Raw genomic sequence first — 24454 nt, forward strand, 5'->3', positions numbered from 1 at the left:
AGGTCATAGAGACCCATTTCAGGGTTGCGACGCCGTCCGACTGCGAGGCTGCGGTCATCGCCTGAAAACCGTGACCGGGACCAAGCATGAGCGCGCTCTTGGGCAGGCTGCGGTTCGTGCCTGCGGCATGGTCGCGGAAAGTCTGAAGCACGGCCTCACGCGCTTTGCCAGGTTCGATCGCGAGAGCTTTCACGTCGCTGCGCGAGAGATAGAGCAAGCGCTCGCCCATCAGGCGAATCTCCGTGCGGAATAGGGAGTGGGATCGAAGGGCAGTTCATGTCCATCGGTCAGCGCCGCCACAAGTTTTGCCGGGGCTGGAGCTTGAGTCAGCCCGGTATGGGCGTGGTCGAAGGCATGCCCGATGTCGCTCGAAGCCGATGCAAGACCGATGCAGGGCAGGCCGTCGGGCGTCGAGGGGCGGTTGCCCTCCAGTGGTCTGCTCGGGCGCCATTGAAGCATTCCACCCGCCCAGGGGACATCTTGCGGGCATAGCCCAGCATGATCGCTCCCGGGTGGCTCACTCCGCTTTGGAGAAAGCTTTCTGACACGCCAACATCAGCAGCAGGGCGCAGCCGAACGCCGGCCAGGCCATGCTGACCAGCGCGATGATGATGAGGTCTATTGCCCCAAGGGACGAGCGCTGAGCTTCGAACGCCGAGTTGAGCGCGATCAGACCTGCGCCCACGAGATACATCGCTACGACAATGGCGAGCGCGATGGTCATCTCAACTCGCTCCCCGCTGAGCATCCCGCATTCCGAGTACGCGACGTTTTGATATCCGCCGTTCCTATCCCTGCTCGTTCGCCAGGGTGAGCCAGCGATCAAGTTTGGTCGCTGCCGAACAACTCAGAAATGAGCTTTGGACTGCAGTTTCAGCGTGGTCCGCGTCGAATCCGCCATCTTCGACAGCAACCAATCGGGGTTGCCGAGATTGAAATAGGCCTTCAGAGCAAAACGCCAGAACAGGCGCTCCGCCTGCGACGAAGGCCCATGCTGCGCGAAGATCCTCGTGCATTCTGCAGCGGTGCGGCTGCCGTGGATTGCGCTGTTGTTCACGCCCGTTCTCCGGAAGCAGGCCAGCGGCTGACTGATCCGCCCGTAGGGTTCCTTCTTCAGGGCCCGGCAAAACATGTCGTAGTCGCCGGCATCCCTGTAGGAAATGTCGAACCCACCCAGCTCCTCGAAGAAGGTCCGCGAGAAATAGGTCGCCATGTGCATGATCGGGTTCCAGCCCAGGCAGACCAGCATTGCTGGTGTCATCCAGTTCGGAGGCGCCGCGAGCCCGCCGAGGCCGTGCCCGCCTGAATCGATCCATCGGATGGCGCCGACGACCCAGCGCCGGCGGCTCCGGCGGTAGGTATCCACGACCGCGGCAGCCGCTCCCGGCAGCATGACGTCATCGGCGCCAAGGAAGCCCAGCAACTCGCCTGACGAGTTGAAGGACCCCTTGTTGATGGCGTCGAAAATGCCGCTGTCCTTGCCTTGCATCACACGCAGCCCAAAGCTGCGGGCGAGCTCGACGGTTCCGTCGGTACTGCCGCCATCGACGATCACGTGCTCGATCTCGATGTCGCGGATGGCGTTCCGGCGCGCGGACTCGACGCATTCCTTCAGATAGTCGACGGCATTCAGCGTCGGGGTCACGATTGTCACGATCATGGGTGCAGCTCCGTCGCTGAGGCCGACCTGTTCACGAGAACCGGGGCGAATTCGCCATTTCCAGTCTCGCAGCGATCATCGGCAGATGCTCGTCCTCGGCCGTGCCTGGCTCTTCGGCCACAGGAATCCGGGTCACCGCATTCTGCATCGCCCACATGGCCGCCTGGGTACGGTTCCTGACGCGCACCTTCCGCAGGATCGCCTTGACATGGACCTTCACTGTGGCTTCGGCGATTTCCAGCTTGCGCGCGATCACCTTGTTGGATTCGCCCAGCATCAGCCCCTCGAGGATGCTCACCTCCCGGACGGAAAGACCCTGGAACGGAGATCCGTCTGCCCGCCGTTGCACGCCCTGGAGGAGACGCTGCGGCTCGACCGCGATCTCGGAGAGTTGCGACAGAAGTTCGGGTGGGAAGACGGCACCATTGGCGATGACGACTTCCAATGACGTGATGAGATCATGGGCGGAAATCGACTCGACGAGATAGCCCACCGCACCGAGCTGGATGGCGCGGCGCATTAGTTCGCGGCTGTCGCGCAGAGCGAGCGCCACGATCTTGGCGCTCTTGAACTGCCTTTTGATGTCGCCGACGATCGAGCAGGACATGTCGTCGATCACGACGATGAAAAGGTCAGGAGTCTGCTGGCTGACTTCCGGCCTGTAGAGATCACAGCTCGTCGTTCTCTGGCTTACATGGAAGCGCGCGCCGTCCAGTAATTTCGTTATGCCTTCCCGAAGCAGGGCGTTGTCGCTCAGTACAGTGGTTTCGATGATTTCAGACATCGGTACTCCCCTTTTACTCGGCACAAAACTATCGCGGCGAGCGCAATAGAGAGCGTCAGCTCGCCATCGCGTCAGCGAAATATCAATCAATCTGTCAGAGAGGCCTTCAGATGGGATACGTTTGGTCTAATCAGTTATGGGCACCGATGACGCAACAGGATGCGTGCAATCAGAACCTCATTGTTAATAATTAGTTCATTCGGGTGCATTCGTCTTGTCGGGAAAATTACGATCCCGTCAGGATAACCCTGACAAGCGAGAGCCTTTTCCCTTCGCCGCCGAGCTCGATCTCTCGAAGGCGACTGCTTCAGCCTGTCGGGTCGACTTTGAGGATACGAAGCAGATCCTTCGCGAGCACTGCCGCTTCAGTACGGTTGCGGACATTGAGAGTGCGCATCAGTGCGGAGACGTGAATTTTCGCCGTTGGCTCGGCGATATGGAGTGCCTGGGCAATCTCCCGGTTCGAAAGCCCGTCAGCGATCAGTGCCAGGACATCTTTCTGTCGACGCGTCAGCCCGAATGGGTCCTGCTGCGAACCAACGGTACGGCGCTGTGGCGCTTCGCGAGCGCCATACCCTTCCGCAGAGGAGCCGAACGGTGTTAGGCCGCGTGGGACCGCAAGCCGTCCGGCCAGAACCTCCTGAACAGCTTCGACGATCTCGTCATCCCGCTGTAGTTTCGAGATGAAGCCGTGAAAGCCTTCGGCGATATAGTGGAGAACCTGGTCGAACGTGCCATTGCCCGAGATGATGACATAACGCGTCGTCGTCGAGGCTCGCTTGAAGTCCCAGATGATCTGCGGGTCGGTAGAACCGGTCAGGTTCCGGCTGATGAGGGCGAGATGCAGGGGCTGGTCTTCCATCAGGCTGCGCATCAGGCCGTCGAAATCCGCAGCTTCGAGAAGCTCGGCTTCCGGCAGCGCAGCCTGCAGGATCGTGCGCAGACCCGTGCGGTAGAGCGCATGGTCGTCGGCAACGAGGATCCTTGTCATGTCGCGCCGCCGGTCTGATCGCTTTGCAATCGGGAGGCTCAACCGTGCTCGGGCTCCGCTGGTGGCGGGCAGCCCGAAGCGCGGGCTCCTAAGCCCCGGGATTTGTCGTAGCGGCAAAGGTTTTGTGAGTCGCCCGCTCTTCGGGAGATGGCGTTGCGTGATGCGTGGCGATTATTGTTTTAGCCGCGCCAAGTTGAGTACTCCGCACAAGCTAAATGCGATAGCTCAGCGCGCGATGGCTTAGCCGGCACTATCAACGTCGAGAATCCAGCCGTGACTGGCGCCATATCTGATGATGTCTAGGCGCGAGTGCAGCATCAGCTTCTTGCAGGCTCTGTAACGGTAGGTTTCGACCGATTTGATGCCGAGGCCGACGCGCCGGGCGATCTCCTTGTTGGAGTGGCCGACGGCTGCAAGTCGCAGGACCTGAGTTTCACGATAGGTCAACGTGCCGTTCGTGTTTGCCGGGATGGCGCCTGAGGCTGGACAAAGCTTGCGAATCCATTCCGAGCGGAAGTCTTCCAGATCGGAGTCGATGTAGACGCCGCCGCTCAGTACCGTTCTGATCGCCTGTACGATCTTTTCGCTTGCCGAGGCTTTGAGGACATAGCCGCGAATGCCGATCCTCAGTGCCTTCTGGACATAGCTCGGCTCCTCATAGTGCGTCAGCATCACGATCCGTGTGTCGGGCGCTCCTTCGAGGATGCGCTCTGCCAACATCAGACCGCTCATGCCGGGCAGTCCCATGTCGAGGACGGCGATGTCGGGGCATTCGCCGCGGACGAGCGCGAGCGCCTCGGATGCACAGGTCGCTTTTCCGACAAGTTCAAGATCGGGCAAGCCGAGCACAAGCGCCTGCAGGCCGGCGAGAACAACAGGATGGTCGTCGACGAGAATGAGACGTGCCGTCATGACGGAACAATTCCATGCAAGTCGGAGGCCAGTGGAGCAGTGGCCGTGACAATCGTGCCCTTGCCCAAACGCGGGCCGATCGTAAGCGTTCCATTGATGTCGGCCAGGCGTTGCCGCATTCCGCGGAGGCCGATGCCGGCGTCGCTGCCTTTCAGATGCATCGCTTCCCCGGACAGGCCTATGCCATCATCGGCTATGGCCAGCGAGGCTAAGCTATCGGTGAATTCCAAGATGACATCGACTTTGCGCGCGCCGAATGCATGCTTGAGCACGTTCGTCAGGGCTTCCTGAGCGACCCGGTACAGCGTGTTCTCGATGTCGACCGGCAATGCAGCCGGTCCGCTTCCCTTCTTCTTGAAAGAGAAGGCCAGCCTGCCGTCGGTCGCAACCGATGCGACCATGGATTCGATGGCGCGCTCGAAGCCGAGTTCTTCGATGATGCGAGGCCGCCCGTTGACGACGGCATGGTGGATCTTGCGCCCGACCCCGGCAATGTGCTCGGCAATTTCTTCGAGCCGTTTTTTTGCGGGCCCTTTCGCACCGTCCTGCAAGGCCTGTAATGCTGCGAGGACGAGGGCCATCTCCTGTCCGGCATGATCATGCAGGTCGCGGGCGATGCGTTCGCGCTCGTCACAGCGGATGTGATTGATCTCGTCCTGCAGTTCGTGCGTTCGCGCCTCCACGACGCGCAGCGCTTCAGCGACGAAGCAATATTGTTCGACCAGCCGCAGGCGGTCGCTGCGCAACTCGTCGAACTGCTGCACGGCAACACGTTGCTGCCGCTCCGCCGTTAAGCGCCGTATCCGCTCCGCAGCTGCGGAAAACCGTGTATCGAGGGCCGGAAACAGACGTAGAAGAAGCGTGGCCGGGCGGCTTCGACGTCGGGGGACCAGCACATTGCCGAAGCAGCGATAGTCGATTGTGCCATCCGGACCGTGAAAACTGACCGGTTGGATCAATGGCTGCCGCGAGCCCGAGCAGGCGAGAAGATAGGTCTGCAAGGTCTCGACCCCGCTCGAGCACATATCGAGCAGCGACGAGATCGAACTCGCGGGATTGAGAAGCTGGCTAGCGGCACGATTGAACGCGTGGACACTTCCATCGCTCAAAGCGATGACCGACGGCTCGAGATAGGTCTCGAGGTCTAGTTCATGCCGAAGCTGTAGATGCATCATCTCGGAAGTATTCCCTCGTATCGAGGCCCAATTCCGTTCGCTTCAGATGAAGGACTACGCGGCAGCCAGGGGCCCCTCTGGCGATCGTCTGCTCGAGATCCACCGCAGCGTATCCGACCGTGTTGGCGGCGATCCGGCCGAAGATGTTCGAGGTCAGCATGCAGAGGGACGGGTGGTTTGCTGCGGCCTTGCCGAGAGGGCAGGCGCAATTCCCGAAGACGATGTGGTCGTCGTCTTGCTCGATCACGGAAAAGCTCCCGCCTGCGCGGTTCTTAAGATCGATGAGGACGTCGACCAGCTGGTTTCGGTTGAGGTGTTGGGTGCCCAGTGCCGCCTTGTACTGTTTCTCGATGTCGGCTCCCAACCGCGCGGCGATGCTGCTGACATAGGCACATGCATCCTCGATCCCCGCTATGGTCTCCAACAGCTCCGCCATGCTCCCGACCAGGGCGTTGAAAAGACCGTGATGGTCGAATTCGATCTTAAGCGAGCCGATGCTTGGCAGCGTCACGTTGGTGGCGGATGGGGTCACGATGACTGGCCTCCAGAGCGAGGTGCTGTTTCACTAAGGGCGCCCCTTGGCATTGGTGAAAGGTCGCTCCCGGGTCCAATGGAGAAAGGGTTCCTTTCTCGACAATGATGGTCCATTTGCTCTACTTAGGGGCTCCGGCCGTATTGAATTATGGGCGCTCAAACTTGAATTCAACGCACGAAGTATCGAAGCTCTTTGACGGTATATATTCTAATCCTGCGACATGAAATTCTTTTAAACGTAGGCCTTATCAGCATTCCATAATTTTCAAAATTTTAGATGTCATTATAATATTTAGATCAGAACGCCCGTTAGATTATTTGGATGGTTCGTTTGCCCGCCACGAAGGCACCGGAGATTCTCCCCGAAGGGAGAAAGATATGAAAGCTGTCAGACTAGCGATCGGTGTGGCAGGCGAGGTAATTCAACGCGATCTCAAAACTTGGAATGCGCATCTTGGAGGTGATAATAGCAGCTTATTTGTGAGGCGTCTGCCGAAATTTGAACTATGTAGTACTGAAAGGATTTTTTACAGGGGTTATTCTAACATAGGTTGCATTTGGGGGTGCAGGTGCGATCGAGCGCGTTTGGCGAGAACCAAAAGAGAACAAAAAGCTCTGGTAATTTGTACGAATATCGAAGGAATTCCGTCTGATGCGAAATATAGTCAGGTCGCTGAACGGGCTGTGTTATGTTATTCTGCGTCAGTTTTAGGCTTTGGCTAAGATAGATTTCACAAATATTCTCGTATGCAGGGGGTTTTTAGCCTACTCGAGCCGCCTGAGATTCGAATAACTGGGAAAGGTCAGCGGAGACAACTTGATTGACGAGAATGTTATGATCTTCACGATCATGTGACGGTTTCTCCGCGATAGTCCTGCCGAAACGCTGAATTCACACCGAGTACTTAACATGATTATGAGCTGCCATTCGCATTCTCTGGGGCTCGCGCTCCACCTGCTGCCGATCGCGAGGCGAGCAATTTTGAGCGACGATCTCGCTGGCGCAGATGCCAGGCCACTAGCTTCCGAAGCCGCCTCCAGGCGAATGGCACGAAGCTTTGCTCGGAATGGTCTTTCGGCGTGCGTAGCACCAGGCCTGGATCGATGAGCATCGTCCCGCCGGTCAGACCGGCGAGGCTGCGGTTGAAGACCAGGTGCTCGCAGATGCTGGAGCCGGCTTGAAGGTAGCTTCCGAGGCGGTAGGTATCGGCACGATAGAGACACAGGCCATTGAAACTCGATGAGCATGTGATCTCGCGATCGTCCGTAAGCGCTCGCTGGTGCGGATAAATCCGTGACCGGAAGAAGCGGTAGTACTCGAAGATGTCGACCCGGCTCTTCGCGAGGTCATCAAGAAGCGTCTCGAACGATCGATGCTCGTCCTCGAATGCCAGCAGGTCGTAATAGTGCGGGCGAGAGGTCGCCGACACGCCGAAAATCCCCGGCTGCTCGAGTTTCAATGCCGCTGCGAGGAGGGCCGCGACCGAAGGTGGCGCGGCGATGACGTTGTCGATATCGACGACGCAGACGAAACGGGCTTCGACGCCGGACGCTTCGAGTTCACTCTTGAGCCGCTCGCGGCCCAGTGCCATCCGCCGGAGCCGCTCGGGCTCGTCTGCCATGAAAGGGGTTGGAACAAGGATAATCTCTCCTCGCGCCTCCGCACGCTGAAGCAGCAGCCGCGTCCCGTCTTGCGATCCGTTCTCGCCGACGAAGGCAGCCACGCTCATGCCCTTGCGTCGAAGCGTCTCGATCAGTGCCAGGAAGCGCGGGATCGTCGTCGCGCAATCCTTGGCCAAAGCCAGGAAGGCGAAATCCCGCTGCATGGCTTCCGCTTGCTTCACGTCTCCGAGTTCCTGATGGCGATCAGCGATTTCGGCAGGAACAGGACATTCTCGGTCAGGATCTCGGCATCCGGAAAGAGGTCGGCAAGCTGAGCCCGGTCGAGCATGGACGTGCCTTCGACGATCTGCATGGCGTGGTCGAGCGAGGTCGCCTTCGCATAGAAGCCGCGGGACTTGCTCGATACCAGCCGTCGCTGCAGCGGCTGCGGCAGCCAGTGCATGATCGGCGCGTTGCTGTGCGGGTCGAGTGGAAACCAGAAGTTCGGCGTCTGCACGTAATAGTTCGGTGCCAGACGTCTGATCTCCGCCGCGACGCGCTTCATATCGGCCCATCGGCCGACATGCTCGATCAACGAGTTGGAGTGGACGAAATCGAAGCTCTGATCACCGAATTGCGCGACGTCGCGCGCATCTCCTTGGATGACGTGAAAGCGCGGGTCGGATGATTGCTGCTTGGCTTCGATGTTCAAAAGAGAGATTTCGACACCCGACGCCGGGAGGTCGAAGTGCCAGTAATCGGCGTCGCCGCCCATGTCGAGAATCCGGCAGGAGCCCCGCTTCTTCACCACGGCATCGATGATCGGGCGGACATACGTTCTGAACCGCTCCTCGCGGAACTGCGAGCGGCGGAACGATCGCGGAATCATGTTCATGAGCTCTTTGCCTCGCGATGCCGCGCCGGTTCCGGAGGGCATGATCCTAGAGATAATCATACCGTCGGCAGCCCGGTCCGACGGCTGAGCCCCTGGGCTTGCGGACTAAGCCGTTCTGGGCAGATGGGCAGCCTAGTCTGGACGGGCCAGCCGGCCGCTGGCTTCCTGGCCAAGGCTGCGGAACGTTTCGTAAGAGATGGGCTCGTGCCCCCAGATCAAGAAAGGGGCATTCATCGGCCGGCGTAGCACATAGGTATTGCGGTCGAACTGGTTTCCACCCGTTTCGATGATCCCGAAATTCGGATTTGAAGGCGTGACGTCGCTGGCCCCGCCGGACAGGCCGGTGTCGCCCTCATAGATGATCTCGTTGTCGTGCACCGCGTTGCGGGCGGTCCGGTAGAGCAGCGGGCTCGCAGCGTCTCGCCGGTTAGATTGGCCCAATCGCTCGCGCCCCTGATCGACGATGACGATCCCGCTGCTGCCGTCGGCGACGGTGACAGTATTCCCGTAGACGCTGACGCCCTCCGATGCGGCGATCTGGATGCCGGCACCCCACACCCAGGCGCTGCCTTGCTGGCCGCCGCGCCCAGTCCCGTTCAGGCGAACGATATTGTTGCGGATAATGGCATCGAAACTGATCTCGTAGAAGATTCCGGCATCCGAATTGCGCTCGACGAGGTTGTTCTCGAACAGGACGTGGCGGCAGTCGACATCGCACCACAGACCCGAGCCGTAATTGTCGTGCACGTGGTTGCCGCGCAGCGTCAGTCGCTCGACCTTGCCTGCCTTGACACCGCCGGCCTCCCAGGCGGCGTCGAAGCCGTAGGTGTTGTTCTCGTGGATCTCGTTGCCCTCGATCAGGACGTCGGCGCCATTCGGCGAGATCCCGAGCTGGCCGTTGTGATGAACCTTGTTGTTGCGGACGATGCTCCGCTCGCCGGTCGCGATTCCCGAGCCGCCGTTGAAGCGGACCTCGTTGCCTTCGATCAACCAGTCCGTGGCCCGGGGATTCTCGTCGCCGAAGATCGCTCCCTGTTGGGCCGGCGTCGCATATTTCTCGACGATCAGGCCTTTGACGGTGACGCCGCGCGCGCCTGCATTGTTGAAGGCATAGAGCTGCCGCGTTCTCTCCAGGGCACGGCCTCGCGGATCGTCCGCGAGATAACTCAGGCCGGTTGCAGCATCGGCAAAGACGCTGCCAGACCGTAGGTCGGCGCGGTCGGCGACCGGCTCCAGCGGCTGACCGTCGAGAAAGAAGCGCCGCGGATCGTTGCAGCGAGGCCGCAAGGTCAGGCAGGTGCCGAACGGTTTGATCGCAAGCCTCGGTGTGGCCGTTACCCAAAAGGCTCCCTCCCGGCGAATGTCCGTGACCAGTTCGGCCCCGTTCAGCACTGCGCCGGGCTGGCCGATGAAGACCTGCCTGTCCTTGGGCGCGATCAGTTGCGCTCGGTGAGTGCCGGCCGCGATGCAGAACGTCGCGCCTGGGGGAGCCTTGTCGACGAGGGCCTGAATGGAGGCGCCGACCGGGACCAAGATCGAACCGGTCGGGCAGGGGGCACTGTCAGCCGCTTCGGACGGAGGGGCCCCTAGCCATGTCGCCGCGCCGAGGAGAGCCGCGCCCGCGATGCTCGCGCCGTTGCGCCCCACGGGTCGGGCGCGCGCGGGCTCCTCGACAACATGCCAGGCGCGATAGACCATCAGCGAACCGAAGCCGATCCCGAACAGGATCCAGAAGGGAATGCCGAGCATCGGCCCCTCGAGCGCGACGTCGAAGGATGCGTCGATGATGATCGAGGCGAGATAGCAGACCAGGAAGACGAAGTAGCGCGCCCAGTCGAGGTCGCCGCGCCGCCAGGCGAGATGGGCGGCTCGCAAGAGCGCGATGGTCCAGCTGCCGATGGCCAGGAGCCAGAGGGCCAGCCCTGGCACGCCGCCTCTGCCGAGATAGGTCATGTGCACGCTATGGGGGCTGCGCAGGGTCGGGCCGCCGCGTTCGAGGCCGACCACGAACCCGTCCGCCTCCGCCAGATTGATGCCGAAGCCCTTGCCGGTCCAGAAATAGGGGCCGTGGACGGTGTAGTCGCGGATGGCCTGCCACCAGCCCAGCCGCCACTGCTTGGTGCCGTCGAGATTGTTGGCGTCGCTCGATCCGGCGACGCTCGCGAGGTTCTCCACGACGGCGGCGGCGCTGATGGGCCGCTCGCCTCGCGGCAGGTCGATCTCCAGATCGGCGGCGTAGGCAACCAGCAGGAAGAGCGTGAGGCCGCCGGCGATGGTGGCGAGGCGAGCTGACTGACCGGTCAGGACCATCGCCAGGAGCAATGGGACCAGCAAGGCCAGCATGCCGCCGCGGCTCTGGCTGGCGATGAGCAGGGCTGCGCCGAGAGCGACGATCAGCCAGGTGCGGCCGACCTTGCAAAGACCGACCAGCACGAGCACGAGCGCGCCGCAAAGATGCGCTGCGAGCTCCCCGAGCGCACCGAGATGATCTCGACATTCTGCCCGGGCAGCTTCGGGATCGAGGCGCCGAAGAACCGGGCGATGAGATAGAGCACGATCGCAATCGGGATGAGCACGCGCGCGTGCACCCTGAAATAGCCGACGATCTGGGCGATGCGGATCGGGCGCTCCACCAGCAGCGCCGCGACGATGAAGGCGAAACCGCCGTAAAGTGCGACCGCCCCGTCCCGCAACGCGTCGACCCCGTAGGCGCCGATCCCTTGCAGCGTCCGCAGCAGGACCCAGGCCATGAGCAATGCCGCGCTGACGGCCGGCACCGTTGTGAGCAGCGACGTCGCGCAGCCTGATGCCAGGAAGGCGAGCAGTCCGAGCGCGAACAGCATCTCGCCGACGAAAAGCGGCGGCAGGCCGAGATAGGCAAAGCTCTTGCCCAGGACGACATATCCAGCAAAGCCGAGCGCCAGGATCGGCAGATAGCGATCGGTCGCCCGCCTATCGGTGGCGGCGGCGATCGGTGCTCGTGATATTCGTCTCACTGCCGACCCTCGCTCGGCGCGGCGGTTGCCGGCGCGCGGCGAAGGTATCCCTCCGCCGGGTCCAGGCAGGGATGGGCATCCGAGGTAGCCATGCCGGCGGGCCGTTCAGGTGATCTTCCTTTTAGGCAGCCCCTATGCCCAGCGCCGTCGGCGAGAGGACGCCGCTAGACTTCGCTCCGAGATGATGCGGCCGAGTAATCGTCAACGGAGATCGGATGACCTTCGGCGTGGGCAAGACGGGTGGCGATCTCGGCCGGGCGCTGTTCGAGCCAAGCGCTGTCGGCTCGGATCAGGTCAGGCCCGGCAATGCGTGGATGACCGTGAGGGCGCGGCTCTGGGCCATGCGCGATCCGGCGCTGTCCTTCGGCGATCAGGTGCTGAGCAGTGCCTGCAATTTCCTGACGACCATCCTGCTGGCCCGCGCGCTCGGCCTCGAAGCCTTCGGGCTCTACACCATGGTCTGGCTGGCGCTTTACCTCGCGATGAGCCTTCAGCTGGGCCTCATCGTCAGCCCGATGATGAGCATCGGCACGAAGGAGCAGGGGGGCGAGGCCGAGGCCTACTACACCGTGGTCTTCCTTCATCAGGCCGGCTACGTGGTCATTGCGACCGGCGCGATCTTTGCCGCTCTGATGCTGGCTGCAGGCGGGGCACCGCCTCTCGCCGAGGTTGCGCTGCCGGGATCGATGGCCGCAGCATCCTATCTGACGCAGGATTTCCTGAGGCGCTATTTGTTTGCCCGGAGCCGGCCGGCGGGAATTCTGCTGATCGACGTGATCAATCAAATCCTGAAGCTCGGCGCGCTCGCGGCTCTCTGGCAGGCCGGGATGATCAATGTCGCGAATGCGCTGTGGGCGGTCGCCGGCGCGGCAACGATATCGACGATATGTGGCTTGAGCCTGTCGGGACCTCTGGTGTGGAGGCCGCAGATCCTGACCACCGTCACCGGGCGGCAATGGCGGTCAGCCCGGTGGCTCGTCCTCACCGGCTCCGTGCAATGGGTGCTCAGCTATAGCGGCCTTCTGGTGACGGCCGGCCTGTTCGGGCCCAAGGTGCTCGGTGCGCTGAGGGCAGCGCAGAGCCTGCTCGCCGTACTCAACGTGGTGCGCGAGGCGCTGGAAAACATCGTTCCGCCGCTGGCTGGGAAGGCTCTCGCGGAGGGCGGCATGCCCGGTCTCCACAGAACCCTCGGTCGGGCCCTGCTGTTCGCCGGCCTGACCGGTGCCGTGGTGGTTCTTTGCCTCGGACTGTTCGGCCCCTGGCTCCTGCACCAGCTCTATGGTGGCGAAATCCTCGAATTCGACTGGGTGATCATCTGGTATTCCTTCGCCTTCCCGATGGCGTTGATGAGCCTGGTCCTTGGCTGCGCCTTCCGAGCGCTGGAGCGCACGCGTCCGGTCTTCATCGCAGCGCTCGTCGGAGGTTGCTTCAACCTGCTGGCGGTCTATCCGGCTGCGCTCTTCTTCGGCGTGGCGGGGTTGATCGCGGTGACGCTTCTGTCGGAGCTCGCTGCTCTGCTCGTGCTGGTGATGCTTGCGCTCCGGATACCGGGTTTGCTGGCAAGCCGGCCGGGCGCTTCGGCCGGCAGTCGCATGGTGACGGCGCCCACGCCATGATGCCGCTACCACCACTTCACGTGCATCTCTGGTGCTGTCGCATTGATCTCAGCGCAGCGGAGGCGGCGGAGCGGCGCGGGATCCTCTCCAATGATGAACGCGCCCGCGCCGACCGCTTCCATGATGCGAAAGCGCGGATCGCCTTCATCGTGGCACGGAACTGGCTGCGGCGCGTCCTGGCTCTCTACACGCCTGTCCCGCCGCCGCAGCTTCGCTTCGGCGAAACCGTCTTCGGCAAGCCATTTCTCGCGAACGACGAGGGCGGATCGCGTCTCGCGTTCAATCTCAGCCATTCCGGCGAGCTTGCGATCGTCGCTGTGACGGCAGGGATGCCGGTCGGCATCGACATCGAACGCATCCGGCCGGTTTCGACCGACCTCCTGGCGGGGTGCCTTGCGCCGCGAGAGTTCGCAACCCTCTCGGCTCTGGCGCCGACTCTGCGTCAGGAATCCTTCATTCGTTGCTGGACGCGCAAGGAAGCCTGCTTGAAAGCGATCGGCGTCGGCCTCAATGGCTCGCCGTCAAGCTTCGAGGTATCGCTCGATCCGACGGGTGCGCGACTGCTCGCGGTCGAATCCGACCCGGCTGAGGCTGACCTCTGGCAACTGGCCGATCTCCAGCCAGCGCCGGGCTATTGCGGCACGCTGGCCGCGCGACATCGCGGCTGGTCCCCGATCTGGATGGCTCGACCCTGACCCTGCCGAAAAAAAACGCTACCTGTCAGAACCGGTTCTGGCGCACGGCCTCGACGATCCGTTCGGCCATGGTCCTCGAGCCGGCTTCGGAGAACGCTCCTTCGTGGCCCTCGCCGTCGACGGCGAAGCAGAGGGTGTCTGGCGCCAGATGATCTCCCCAGCCCAAGGTTGCATCTGGTGGCCAACCTGGCGGGATCGCGCCGCTTCGGAAGATCAGCACGCGTCCGTCATAACTGGGCAACGCATAGCGTTGGACCAGGGCCTCGAGCTCGTCGGTCGTCCGCCAGAAATCGGCTTCGTCAGCCGCTTCCTCGGCCGCACGCCAGAAGATCAGGCGCTTGGCTCGCCGGATAGCCGCGGTCGATTGCAGCCAGAAAGACATGCGCGTCACGAAGCTTCGCGGTCCGGCCTGCCAGAACCGCCGGGCGAAGCGGCCCGCGCGTTTCAATCTGAAGAGCAGGCGCGCGCTGTAGGGCTGTCGCAGGAAGTAGCCGGGCGCCCAGCAGTCGATCAGCACCACCAGATCGACTTGCTTCCCGCTCGCCACCAGTTGCCTCGCCACTTCGAGGGCGATCACGCCGGACCGGCAGAAGCCGGCAAGCCGATACCGGTCAGCTGGCTTGGTCGCCATGATCGCCTCGCAATAAGCGGCTGCCAACTGCTCGATCGAGGCAGGGGCCATTCCGTTCACGAGGGGATCGAGCAGTTGCAGCGCGGCGAAGGGCTGATCGGGGCCGAGCTCATGCGATAGCGGCCGATAGAGACGCAGGTTGTGGGCCGTATGGTTGAGCGCGAACACGGTCGGCTGCGTACCGGTCTGCTGCAGCCAGGTCCGACGCAGAGCCGTAGCGTCGATCACCGGCGGCTGGGCCGGCGTGGCGGGAAGCCAGAGCGGCGACGCGATCGGCAAGGAGGTCGGCACCGGCCGCGGCAGACGCGCGGTCGGGTTGGCGACGAGCGCCTCCGCCAGGCTCTGGAATTGCGCCACCAGCTCGCTTGCGGTCGCCTCGTCATAGAGGTCGCGATGGTACTCGCAGGTCAGGCGCCAGCCTTCCTCGCGTTCGACCAGGATGAAGTTGAGATCGTAGAGCGCACCCGGCAGGGGCGAGGGAATTCCTGATAGCTGGAAGCTGTCATTGGCGAGCTCGCCGATGAAGGCTCGCTGGACGATGAAGTTGACCGAGACCGGCGGTCGGCTGGCGTCACCACTGCCGGGGAGCAGCGATACGAGCTTGTCGAACGGCCATTGATGATGATCGACCGCCTCCTCGAACGTGTCGCGGGCGGCATGGCAAAGATCGAGAAAACTCTGCTCTTCGGAGACTTTGGTCCGCAGAACCAACGTGTTGACGAAGGGACCGACGATCGCCTCCAGCTCGACATCGTCGCGGTTCGCCATCTGCGTGCTCAGCACGATGTCGGAGGCACCGGTGCGTTGCCGGAGCAACGTCAGGAGAACGGCGTAAGCTGCTGAAAAGAAGGTCGTACCTTCCTTGCGAGCCAGATCGGCCAGTCCCGAGGTCAGGGCGCGCGGAAGCAGCCGCGAGAGCGAGGCGCCATGCGTGCTTCGCATCGCAGGCCGCTGGCGATCGCCCGGCACCTCGACGAGAGGCAGATCGGCGAGCTGGCGTTGCCAATAGGCTTCCTCCCGGGCGAGCTCACCGTCCGCCATGCCGTCATGGCTTCCCTCGGCGAAGTCCGAATATTGGAGAGGGAGTTCGGAGAGGACCGGTTCGCGGCCACGGCCGAGCGCCTGATAGGCCGCTACAAAATCCTTGGCGATGATGCCCATCGACCAGCCGTCGCTGACGATATGGTGCGCGACGACCAGGATCACGGCCTCGGCGCGGCTCTTGCGCAGCAATGTCGCCCGCAGCAGCGGAGCTTCGCTGAGATCGAAGCGCGTGCACGCTTCGCCTTGGGCGATGCGATCGGCCTCCCTGGTCCGGTCCGCCTCGGGCAGGCCGGACAGGTCGATCTCCGGCAGCTTGAAGGCCACGTGCTCGGCGATGGCCTGAACGGGGCGGCCGTCCTCCAGCCGTATCGCGGTCCGCAGGGATTCGTGGCGGTCAAGGATCGCCTGGAAGGCATCCTGCGCGAGAGCAGCATCCAGGTGGCCCCGGATCCGCCATTTGACGGCGATGTTGAGCGCCGGCGTGCCCGGATCCTTGGCGTCGATCTCCCAGTAGCGCTCCTGCGCCGACGAGCACCGCGCCGACGCGACGATACGGTCCGGCTCGTGGATATGGGGTTCCGGTTCGCGCGTGAACTGATTTGCCATGGCCTCGTTCACCCTCTCTCGCGCTGTGAGACAGGGCTCTGCTCGCCCGATTGCGCTTCATCGCGGGGGCGCCGCCATGGCCGCTTCCAGAACGTCGCGGCAGGGGCGGTGACTTCGGGGGGTGGCCCCCTCGGGAAGTGCTGCTGCGACCGCGGCGATCGTCCGGTTCCGGAAGAAATCCCGGGCGGCGAGCTTGAGGCCTTCGCGGCGGGCGCGACTGGTGATCTGGAAGATGCTGAGGGAGTCGGCGCCGAGATCGAACAGGTCGTCATCGACACCAATATCCTCGCGCCGCAGCACCTCGGCCCAGATGCGGATCAGCGTCTCCTCGACGAGCGTTCGCGGCATGACCTTGTCTGCCTTCGCCGGTGCGCTCTGGGCGTCAGGCGCCGGAAGTGCGGCGCGATCGAGCTTTCCGCTCTGGTTCAGCGGCAGGGCGGGCAGGCCGACCCAGGCAGTCGGGGTCATGTAGTCCGGCAATTCCTGCGCCAGCGTGGCCCGCAATTCGGCCGGTGGTGGGCTCTCCCCGCCGGTGACATAGTAGCAGACCAGCCGCGGCTCGCCGGGCACGTCCTCGCGCAGGATCACGGCCGAGACGATGCCGGTTTTGCGGGCGAGGACGGCCTCGATCTCGCCGGGCTCGATGCGGAAGCCGCGCAGCTTCACCTGATGGTCGAGGCGCCCGAGATGCAGGATGCGGCCGTCGGGAAGGTATTTGGCGCGGTCGCCGGTGCGGTAGGCCTTTGCACTCGTATCGGGGTCGACCGGATTGGCGATAAAGCTGGTCGCCGTGAGTTTCGGATTGTTGGCATAGCCGCGCGCAAGGCCGGCGCCGCCAATCAGCAGCTCGCCCGGAATACCGACGCCGACGGGCTCATTGTTGCCGTCGACAATGTAGAACTGCGTGTTGGCGATCGGCAGGCCGATCGTGATGACCTCGTCCTCCGGCTGGACGCGGGCGACCGATGACCAGATCGTGGTTTCGGTCGGGCCATACATGTTCCAGAGCTCGCCGCCGCCTTCGAGCAGCTTGCTGGCGAGATCGAGAGGCAGCGCTTCGCCACCACAAAGCATGCGCAAGCCCGGCCGCGAACGGAAGCCGGCTTCGAGCAGCAGGCGCCAGGTCATCGGCGTTGCCTGCAGCACGCTCGCGCCGCTCTGCTCCAGCCGTGCCAACAGCTCGGCACCGTCCTTGGTCTCGTCCGCGGTTGCGATCGCGACCTGGCCGCCCTGGATCAGCGGCAGCAGCAATTCCAGCGCGGCGATGTCGAAGGTCACGGTCGTGACGGCGAGCATGATGTCCGTGCTGGCAAAGCCGGGCTCGCGCGCCATCGCGAACAGGAGATTGGACAGCCCGCCATGGGTGATCTCGACGCCCTTCGGCGCGCCGGTCGAGCCCGAGGTGTAAATGACATAGGCCAGATGATCGGGCGTCGTCGTCGCCGTCCTGATCCCGGCCAGGTTGGCCGTGGTCTGGTCGACATCGATGAGCATGACGCCCTCGTCGGGCTCGACGATGGCCGGGTCTAGCGAGCCCGCGGTCAGGAGAGCGACGGCCTCCGAATCCCGCAGGATTCGCTGGATGCGCGCTTTCGGCATCACGGGGTCGAGTGGCACATAGGGGAAGCCCGCCTTGAGTGCTCCCAGCATGCCGGCCACCAACGCAGGCGAGCGTTCGATCAGCAGGCCGATGCGGCTTTCCGGTACGTCGACGCGGGCGGTCAACTCGGCTGCGATCCGGTCGGCCCAGGTGTTTAGGGCGGCGTAGGAGAGCTGCTGGTCGCCGCAAGATACGGCAATCGCGTCTGGTTGCTGCTGAACCTGCCGTTCAAAAGCCTGGACCGTTCCGTCATCGAGCTGGAACGTAACCTGCGTATCGTTGATGTCGGAGACGAGCCGTTGCCGCTCTTGCCCCTCGATCAGCGGCATCGCTGCGATGACCGTATCGGGATTGGCGACGAAGGCGGCGAGCAGCGTACGGTAGTGGCCGAGCCAGCGGTCAATGGTCTCGGGATCGAAGAGGTCGGCGCCATAGCAGCAGTCGATCCGCAGGCCGTCATCGGCTTCGCCGATGTTGAAGTAGAGATCGAAGGTCGAGAACGCCTTCGGGTTCGGCACGGCACTAGCGCTGATCCCGGCGCCGAAGTCGAGATTTCCCGCGAGTCGCTCGAGATTGAACTGCACTTCCACGAGCGGCAGCCTGCCGGACACCGGCGGGACGCGCAGCCGCTTCAAAAGCGCGCCGAGCGTGAAGCTCTGATGATCATAGGCGTCGAGGACGACGCGACCGATCATGTCGAGATGGGTCGAGAACGGCTCAGCCGGGTCGATCCCGCCGCGGATCGGCAGGAAGTTGACACAATGGCCGACCGGGGAGAGACCTTCGAGCAGAGACTGACCGGCAGCGGGAACGCCGATGACGAGATCGCGCTGGCCGGAGAGCCGCAACAGCAGTACCTGGAAGGCGGTGAAGAGCGTGGCGAAGAGCGTCCGCCGGCGCTTTGCGCCTGCTGCCTTCACATTACGATAGAGCTCGGCGTCGACGAAGCTCGTGCGCGTGTCGCCACGAAAGCTGCGCTGAGCCTGCCGCGGCCGGTCGGTCGGCAGTTCGAGCGGAGCCGGAAGCTCCGCGAACATCTGGGTCCAGTAGGCCGCGGCTTCTTCCGTGCGCGCGTCCTGACGGGTCAAAGCCGCATATTCCGCAAAGGACATCGGCGCCGTCAGGGAATCCAGGCCGGAGCGGTAGGCGGTCGCGATCTCGTCGAGCAGGACGTTTGTCGACCAGCCGTCACAGACGATGTGATGCGCCGAGAGGATCAGCACGTGCTTCTGCTCGCCGAGACGGATGATCTCGGCTTCCGCGACCGGCCCCTGAACGAGGTCGTAAGGGCGGGTCGCATAGGCCTCGATCCGGGCGCGGAGGGCGGCCTGCGGATCCGGCTCGCTGCGCAGGTCGCTGATCGCGACCGGGAAGATTCCCGAGGGCGAGATCCGCATCATCTCGCCATCCGCAGAGAACCGCGCCTGAAGGATCGCGTGCCTCGCAGCGACCTGCCTGACCGCTTCGGCGAGGCGGAGCGCATCGATGTCGCCTTCGAGCGTCAGGCTGACGGATTCATTGAAGGCGGCACTGGCTTCAGGGCCGGTCTGATCCGACAGCCAGATCTCCGTCTGGGCCTCGGTCAGTGGAAGCTCGATCTCCGACGGTACGACGGGGCTATCCGACGGGCGGCTTTCGGCTGTCCCTCCGGGCAGCATTCCGTCCCGGCGCATGAGGTCGAGGCTGTCCTCGAAGGCGGCGACGATCGCAGCGATCTCGGCATCGCCGTGCTGGGTCGTCAGGAAGCAGGGATAGTGCTCCTGGATGAAGATGCCGCGGGCCCGCAGGTGGTAGTGTAGCAGGCTACCGAGCCGGTGATCGCGGCCCGGCTCGAAATAGGCCACGCTGCCATAGCTCTCGATCGGCACATCCCAGCCGACCTTCGCAAAGACGCTCCGCAGATCCTCGACGAGGCGCTGCATGCGCTGTGTCAGGGCATCGGTCAGCGCCGGCCCTTTTTCCTTGACGTGCTTCAGCACGGCGACGGTCGCCGCGAGCGCAAGCGGATGCCTGACGAAGGTTCCAGCGAAGAAAGTAACACCGACCTCCGGCGCGCTGTCGTCGCCGAAGCGCCAGGCGCCGCCGTCGAGCGCATCCATGAAGCGGGGTTCGCCCGCCAGGAGGCCGACCGGTAGGCCGCCGCCGACGACCTTGCCATAGGTGGCGAGGTCGGGCCGGATGCCGAGCAGGGCCTGCACGCCGGCGGGATGGACGCGGAAGCCTGTGACGACCTCGTCGAAGACCAGGGCTGTGCCGGCCTGTTCGGTGATTGCGCGCAATTCCTTGAGGAAGGCGACGGGCAGATAGCCCGGCCGGCGACTCTGCACCGGCTCGACTAGGACGGCGGCGAGCTCGTACGCATGCTCGCGCAACCAGGCAAGGCTCTCATCCGTGCCGTAATCCAGCACGGTCAGGCGTCCGACGGCCTCCGCCGGAATACCCGGTGCGGCAGGCACGGAACGGCGCTGCTCGCCAGTACCGACGCCGCGGACCAGGACCTCGTCGAACTGGCCGTGATAGGCGCCGGAGAAGGCCACGATCCGGTCGCGGCCGGTGACGGTGCGGGCGACACGCATCGCCGCCATCACGGCTTCCGAGCCGGTATTGCAGAAGGCGACGCGGGCGTGGCCGGTCAATTCGCAGAACAGCGTTGAGGCCTCGTGCGCGAGCGGCGATTGCGGCCCGATGGCGAAGCCGTCGTTCAACTGGGCCTGGACCGCCTCGACGACGAAATCCGGCGCATGGCCGAAGGCGGTCTGGCCGTAACCGTTGACGAGGTCGATATAGCTGTTGCCGTCGACATCCCAGATCTTGGCGCCCTTCGCCCGGGCGGAGACGATCGGGTAGACCATTTCCTTCCAGTCCGCGGCGAAGCCGGAGACGGTGCGGGGGTCGGCCAGGACCGGACGGTGCTGGTCCGCCAGCCGCTTCGAGGCCGGGGTCTTGCCGACATAGAGCTTCGTCAGCCGCGCGATATGGCCGCGCTGGGCCTCGGTCAGGGTTTCGTTGCCGGTGCGGATCAGCGGCTTGAAGCGTGCCGCCGGACTGGCCGTGGCGCTGCTCGCCGCGGGCGAAGATGCGAGCGCTGGCTGAGGCTGTGCGGCCGCCGGAAGCGGCAGGGCAGGCGAGGGCTGCAAGACAGGCGCTGCTGCCTCGATGGCCGGCGCCGCGGCCTGGCCGCCCAGCGCCTGGAGCTGACGCTCCATCAACCGCGACATCACGTCGAGCTGCTCTCGCATCAGCGCGTCCAGGCCAGAGCCGACCGGTCGCGCGGCGGGGATCGCAGGCGCAGCCGTGATGGGAATGGCGGCGGTTGGGGAAGGCGGAGCCGGCACCGCGACTTGAATGGCGGCGGCCGGTTTCTCGGCTTCCTGTGGGCGAAGCTCGGCGATGTGGCGCGTCACCTCGTCGACGCTCGGCAGATCGTCGAGCAGCTGGCGGAAGCGGATCTGGACGCCGAAGGTCGTCTGGAGGCTCTGCGCAGCCTGCGTCAGGAGCAAGGAGTCGAAGCCGAGCTCGAGGAAGCTGGCGCCGGTCTCGTCAGCACTGAACGACCGCCCCGAGAGGTTCTCGAAGATCGCGGCGACCCGGCTGCCTAGGTCCGAACGGCCCAAGGGGATGTCGGTGTCAGCGTGGCGGTCCATGGCCGGTTCCTGCTCGGGTTGAGTGGGAAGAGGTTCATCGGGGGCAGCCGCAGGTGCGGCCACAGAGGTGGTGGCCGAGGCGACTGGTGCTTCGACCCAGTGCCGGCTGCGTTCGAACGGGTAGGTCGGCAGCGAGACGCGGCGCGGCCTGCTGTCGGCCTGATAAGCCGACCATTCCGGCATGATACCGGCGGTCCAGAGGCGTCCGAGCCCCCCGGCGAGCATGCCTTCGGCATCGCCTTGCGCATCGGGCAGACAGGAGATGACGGCCCGGCCCGCGCCGGCACCTTGCAACGCGAAACTGGCCAGAGCGGCGCCGGGCCCCACCTCAAGCAATACGGGAGAGAGGCCGCGCGCCAGGGTGGCGATGCCGTCGGCGAAGCGGACTGGCTCGCGGGCATGTCTCGCCCAGTAGGAGGGGTCGGTCGCCTGTTCGGCGCTGACCCAGTCACCTGTCACGCCGGAGATGTAGGGAAGCTCCGGCGGCTGGAGGCGAATGGCTGCGACAGCCTCGGTGAAGGGCGCGATCAACGGCTCGATCATGCCGGAGTGGAAGGCATGAGAGGTCTGCAAGCGGCGATGGGTCACCCCGCGCTGTGCCAGCTCGGCTTCCAGCGCTTCGATCGGTTCGAACGGACCGGCGAGCACGCTCATGCCAGGCGCATTGATGGCCGCCACGCAGACGCCGTTTCGGGCGAGCGCTGCAACCTCCGTATCGGGCAGGCGCACGGCGAGCATCGCACCGCCAGGCAGCTCCTGCATCATCCGGCCGCGCTTGGCGACGAGCGACAGCGCGTCCTCCAGCGAGAAGACGCCGGCGAGGCAGGCGGCGGCGAATTCACCGACGCTGTGGCCGATCATCGCGGAAGGCTGCAGGCCCCAGCTCATCAGAAGCTGTGCCAGCGCGTACTCGACCGTGAAGATCGCGGGCTGGGCGAGCAGCGTTGCCGACAGCCGCGCGGGATCGCCGCCATTGCTCGGATAGAGCACGCTGCGCAGGTCGAGCCCGAGCTCGGGCTTCAGCAGCTCGCAGCAAAGATCGACCGTCCGGCGGAAGACCGGTTCGCCCGCATGGAGCTCTCGCGCCATCTGGGGATATTGCGATCCCTGTCCCGGGAACATGAAGACGAGATCGCCTGCGCCGGTGACCGCGGTGGCGCGTTCGGCATTCTGCTTACGCAAGGCAGCGGCGGCTTCGCCATGGCTGCCGGCAACGACTGCGAGCCGGTGCGGGAAGGACCGCCGCCCCGTCTGCAAGGTGAAAGCGATGTCGGCAAGGCCCTGCTCGGGATGGGCTTCGAGATGCTCGGCGAGCCTGTCCCGGGCCCGGCCGAGCGCCGCAGCGCTGCGGGTCGAGAGCGTCAGGAGCTGGTTGCGGCGGGCCGGCGCCACGGTTTCTCTTGCGGGAGCCTGCTCCAGCACGAGGTGGACATTGGTTCCGCCGAACCCGAAGGCGCTGACGCCGGCGCGGCGGGGCCCGTCCTGTCCGGACCATTCCTGCCTATGGTCGGCGATGAAGAACGGGCTGTCGGGCAGCTCGAGCGCGGGGTTCGGCTGCGTGACGTGCAGGCTCGCCGGCAGTGTTCCGCTCTTCACCGCGAGCGAGGCCTTGATCAGTCCGGTGACGCCGGCTGCGGCATCGAGATGGCCGATATTGGATTTGACCGAGCCGAGCGCGCAGAAGCCGCGATCCTCGCTCGTCAGGCGGAAGGCGGCGGTGAGCCCGGCGACCTCGATCGGGTCGCCCATCGGCGTGCCGGTGCCGTGGCATTCGACATAGCCGATCGAGCGCGCTTCGACGTCGGCGGCGGCGTGGGCCATGGCGATCGCCGCCGCCTGGCCGTCGACGCTCGGTGCGGTGAAGCCGACCTTGCCGGCGCCGTCATTGTTGACGCCGACGCCGCGGATGACGGCGTAGATCTGGTCGCGATCCGCAACCGCGTCCTCCAGCCGCTTCAAGACGACAAGTCCGGCGCCGCTGCCGAAGATCGTGCCGTTGGCGCCGGCGTCGAAGGGGCGGCAATGGCCGTCCGCCGAGACGATGCCGCCCTCCTGGGCGAGATAGCCGCGCTGTTGCGGGAAGGTGATCGAGACGCCGCCGGCCAGCGCCATGTCGCAGCCATGGCAGAGCAGGCTCTGCACGGCCTGGGCAACGGCCAGCAGGGAGGTCGAGCAGGCGGACTGGACGGCGACGCAGGGACCGGTGAGGCCGAGCTTGTAGCCGATGCGCGTCGCCGTGAAATCCGCGGCGGCGCCGACCAGCATCGACAGGTTGCCGACCTGGAAGCCTGAGGTGTAGTCGGCGATGGCCGGGCGGTCGTGCAGCAGGTTCTGCAGCAGATAGGTGCTGGAGGTGGCGCCGGCGAAGACGCCGATGCACTGGCCGGGCAATGCGGGATCGTAGCCGGCGTCCTCGAGCGCTTCCCAGGCGCATTCCAGCAGCAGGCGCTGCTGCGGATCGGTGAGCGCGGCCTCGCGCGGCAGCATGCCGAAGAAGGGCGCATCGAACAGATCGACACCGTCGAGAACGGGTCGCGCCGGAACAAAATTCGGAAGTGCACGCGTCGCCGCGTCGAAATTGTCCTCGAGCTCGGCGGGATCGAACCTGGTGATGGATTCGACGCCATTCAGCAGGTTCTGCCAGAAACTGCCGACGTTCGGTGCGCCGGGAAAACGCCCGGCCATGCCGATGATGGCGATGGCGCGCTCGGGAAGCGGGTCAGTCATGGGAGCCGCCGATCGACACGCTTTCGGGGAACGGGTTGCTCAGGCCGCGCGAACGCAATCCGCGCTCGCGCGCCGCGGCAAGGCTGCCGAGCACACTGGGCTTCTGTGGGGTCAGATGGCCGGCAAGGGCGCGCACATTCGGAAAGCGGTACAGGTCGACCAGGGCGAACCAGGGCAGATCCCGGACAAGGCGTCGATGGAGCTCGGCGATCAGCAACGAATTGCCGCCGATATCGAAGAAATTGTCGTCGATGCCTACGAGATCGACCTGGAAAACAGCTGCAACGGCCTCCGCAAACCGATGTTCCATCGGGTTGCGGGGGCGCAGCATAGGGGGCGGCA

At 64.3% G+C, this 24454-nt stretch carries 16 protein-coding genes; 2 read left to right on the forward strand and 14 right to left on the reverse strand.

The features are described from left to right. Window positions 1-517: 517 nt before the first annotated feature. The 11 genes from QO058_RS28900 to QO058_RS28950 form a co-directional block, all read right to left on the reverse strand. Window positions 518-724 (reverse strand): hypothetical protein, encoded by a 207-nt coding sequence (locus tag QO058_RS28900; protein ID WP_284169683.1) that lies wholly within the window; start codon window positions 722-724, stop codon window positions 518-520. Between the two features lie 123 nt (window positions 725-847). Beyond that, complete coding sequence (locus QO058_RS28905) at window positions 848-1645, reverse strand: glycosyltransferase family 2 protein (RefSeq protein WP_284169684.1); 798 nt, start codon at window positions 1643-1645, stop codon at window positions 848-850. Between the two features lie 46 nt (window positions 1646-1691). Then, a complete protein-coding gene (locus QO058_RS28910; protein ID WP_284169685.1) occupies window positions 1692-2444 on the reverse strand; it encodes a response regulator transcription factor in 753 nt (250 codons plus the stop codon). A 307-nt stretch (window positions 2445-2751) separates the two neighbouring features. Next, window positions 2752-3435 carry a LuxR C-terminal-related transcriptional regulator gene (locus tag QO058_RS28915; protein WP_284169686.1) on the reverse strand — a complete coding sequence of 228 codons (684 nt, stop codon included), beginning with the start codon at window positions 3433-3435 and terminating at the stop codon, window positions 2752-2754. Between the two features lie 240 nt (window positions 3436-3675). Then, window positions 3676-4347, reverse strand: coding sequence for a response regulator (locus tag QO058_RS28920; protein ID WP_284169687.1), 672 nt, complete (start codon window positions 4345-4347; stop codon window positions 3676-3678). Beyond that, window positions 4344-5522, reverse strand: coding sequence for a sensor histidine kinase (locus QO058_RS28925; RefSeq protein WP_284169688.1), 1179 nt, complete (start codon window positions 5520-5522; stop codon window positions 4344-4346). The genes QO058_RS28920 and QO058_RS28925 overlap by 4 nt, the downstream gene beginning before the upstream one ends. Further along, entirely contained in the window at window positions 5497-6054 is a 558-nt protein-coding gene (locus QO058_RS28930; RefSeq protein WP_284169689.1) for a methanogen output domain 1-containing protein, read from the reverse strand. Before QO058_RS28930 ends, QO058_RS28925 begins: the two co-directional genes overlap by 26 nt. A gap of 916 nt (window positions 6055-6970) precedes the next feature. Beyond that, window positions 6971-7900, reverse strand: coding sequence for a glycosyltransferase family 2 protein (locus QO058_RS28935; RefSeq protein WP_284169690.1), 930 nt, complete (start codon window positions 7898-7900; stop codon window positions 6971-6973). Then, window positions 7897-8553, reverse strand: coding sequence for a class I SAM-dependent methyltransferase (locus tag QO058_RS28940; RefSeq protein ID WP_284169691.1), 657 nt, complete (start codon window positions 8551-8553; stop codon window positions 7897-7899). The genes QO058_RS28935 and QO058_RS28940 overlap by 4 nt, the downstream gene beginning before the upstream one ends. 132 nt (window positions 8554-8685) lie before the next feature. Further along, complete coding sequence (locus QO058_RS28945) at window positions 8686-10992, reverse strand: right-handed parallel beta-helix repeat-containing protein (RefSeq protein WP_284169692.1); 2307 nt, start codon at window positions 10990-10992, stop codon at window positions 8686-8688. After that, entirely contained in the window at window positions 10947-11549 is a 603-nt protein-coding gene (locus QO058_RS28950; protein WP_284169693.1) for a hypothetical protein, read from the reverse strand. The genes QO058_RS28945 and QO058_RS28950 overlap by 46 nt, the downstream gene beginning before the upstream one ends. Before the next feature lie 215 nt (window positions 11550-11764). On the opposite strand from QO058_RS28950, the gene QO058_RS28955 reads away from it, so the two are divergent. Next, window positions 11765-13165: a lipopolysaccharide biosynthesis protein gene (locus tag QO058_RS28955; protein ID WP_284169694.1), complete on the forward strand. Its 1401-nt coding sequence runs from the start codon at window positions 11765-11767 to the stop codon at window positions 13163-13165. After that, on the forward strand, window positions 13162-13860 hold the full coding sequence (locus tag QO058_RS28960) for a 4'-phosphopantetheinyl transferase family protein (RefSeq protein WP_284169695.1): 699 nt from the start codon (window positions 13162-13164) through the stop codon (window positions 13858-13860). Before QO058_RS28955 ends, QO058_RS28960 begins: the two co-directional genes overlap by 4 nt. Window positions 13861-13885: 25 nt before the next feature. Here QO058_RS28960 and QO058_RS28965 read toward each other — a convergent pair whose 3' ends face one another. From QO058_RS28965 to QO058_RS31565, 3 genes are read right to left on the reverse strand one after another with little or no spacing between them, the layout of a single operon-like run. Further along, window positions 13886-16141, reverse strand: a complete 2256-nt coding sequence (locus QO058_RS28965; protein WP_284169696.1) for a condensation domain-containing protein — start codon at window positions 16139-16141, stop codon at window positions 13886-13888. A gap of 57 nt (window positions 16142-16198) precedes the next feature. Continuing rightward, a complete protein-coding gene (locus QO058_RS28970) occupies window positions 16199-24112 on the reverse strand; it encodes a hybrid non-ribosomal peptide synthetase/type I polyketide synthase (RefSeq protein WP_284169697.1) in 7914 nt (2637 codons plus the stop codon). Then, window positions 24105-24443 carry a phosphopantetheine-binding protein gene (locus QO058_RS31565; RefSeq protein ID WP_432212086.1) on the reverse strand — a complete coding sequence of 113 codons (339 nt, stop codon included), beginning with the start codon at window positions 24441-24443 and terminating at the stop codon, window positions 24105-24107. The genes QO058_RS28970 and QO058_RS31565 overlap by 8 nt, the downstream gene beginning before the upstream one ends. Window positions 24444-24454 lie beyond the last annotated feature (11 nt).

Origin of the sequence: Bosea vestrisii (genome assembly GCF_030144325.1) — a bacterium.
GTDB lineage: Bacteria > Pseudomonadota > Alphaproteobacteria > Rhizobiales > Beijerinckiaceae > Allobosea > Allobosea vestrisii_A.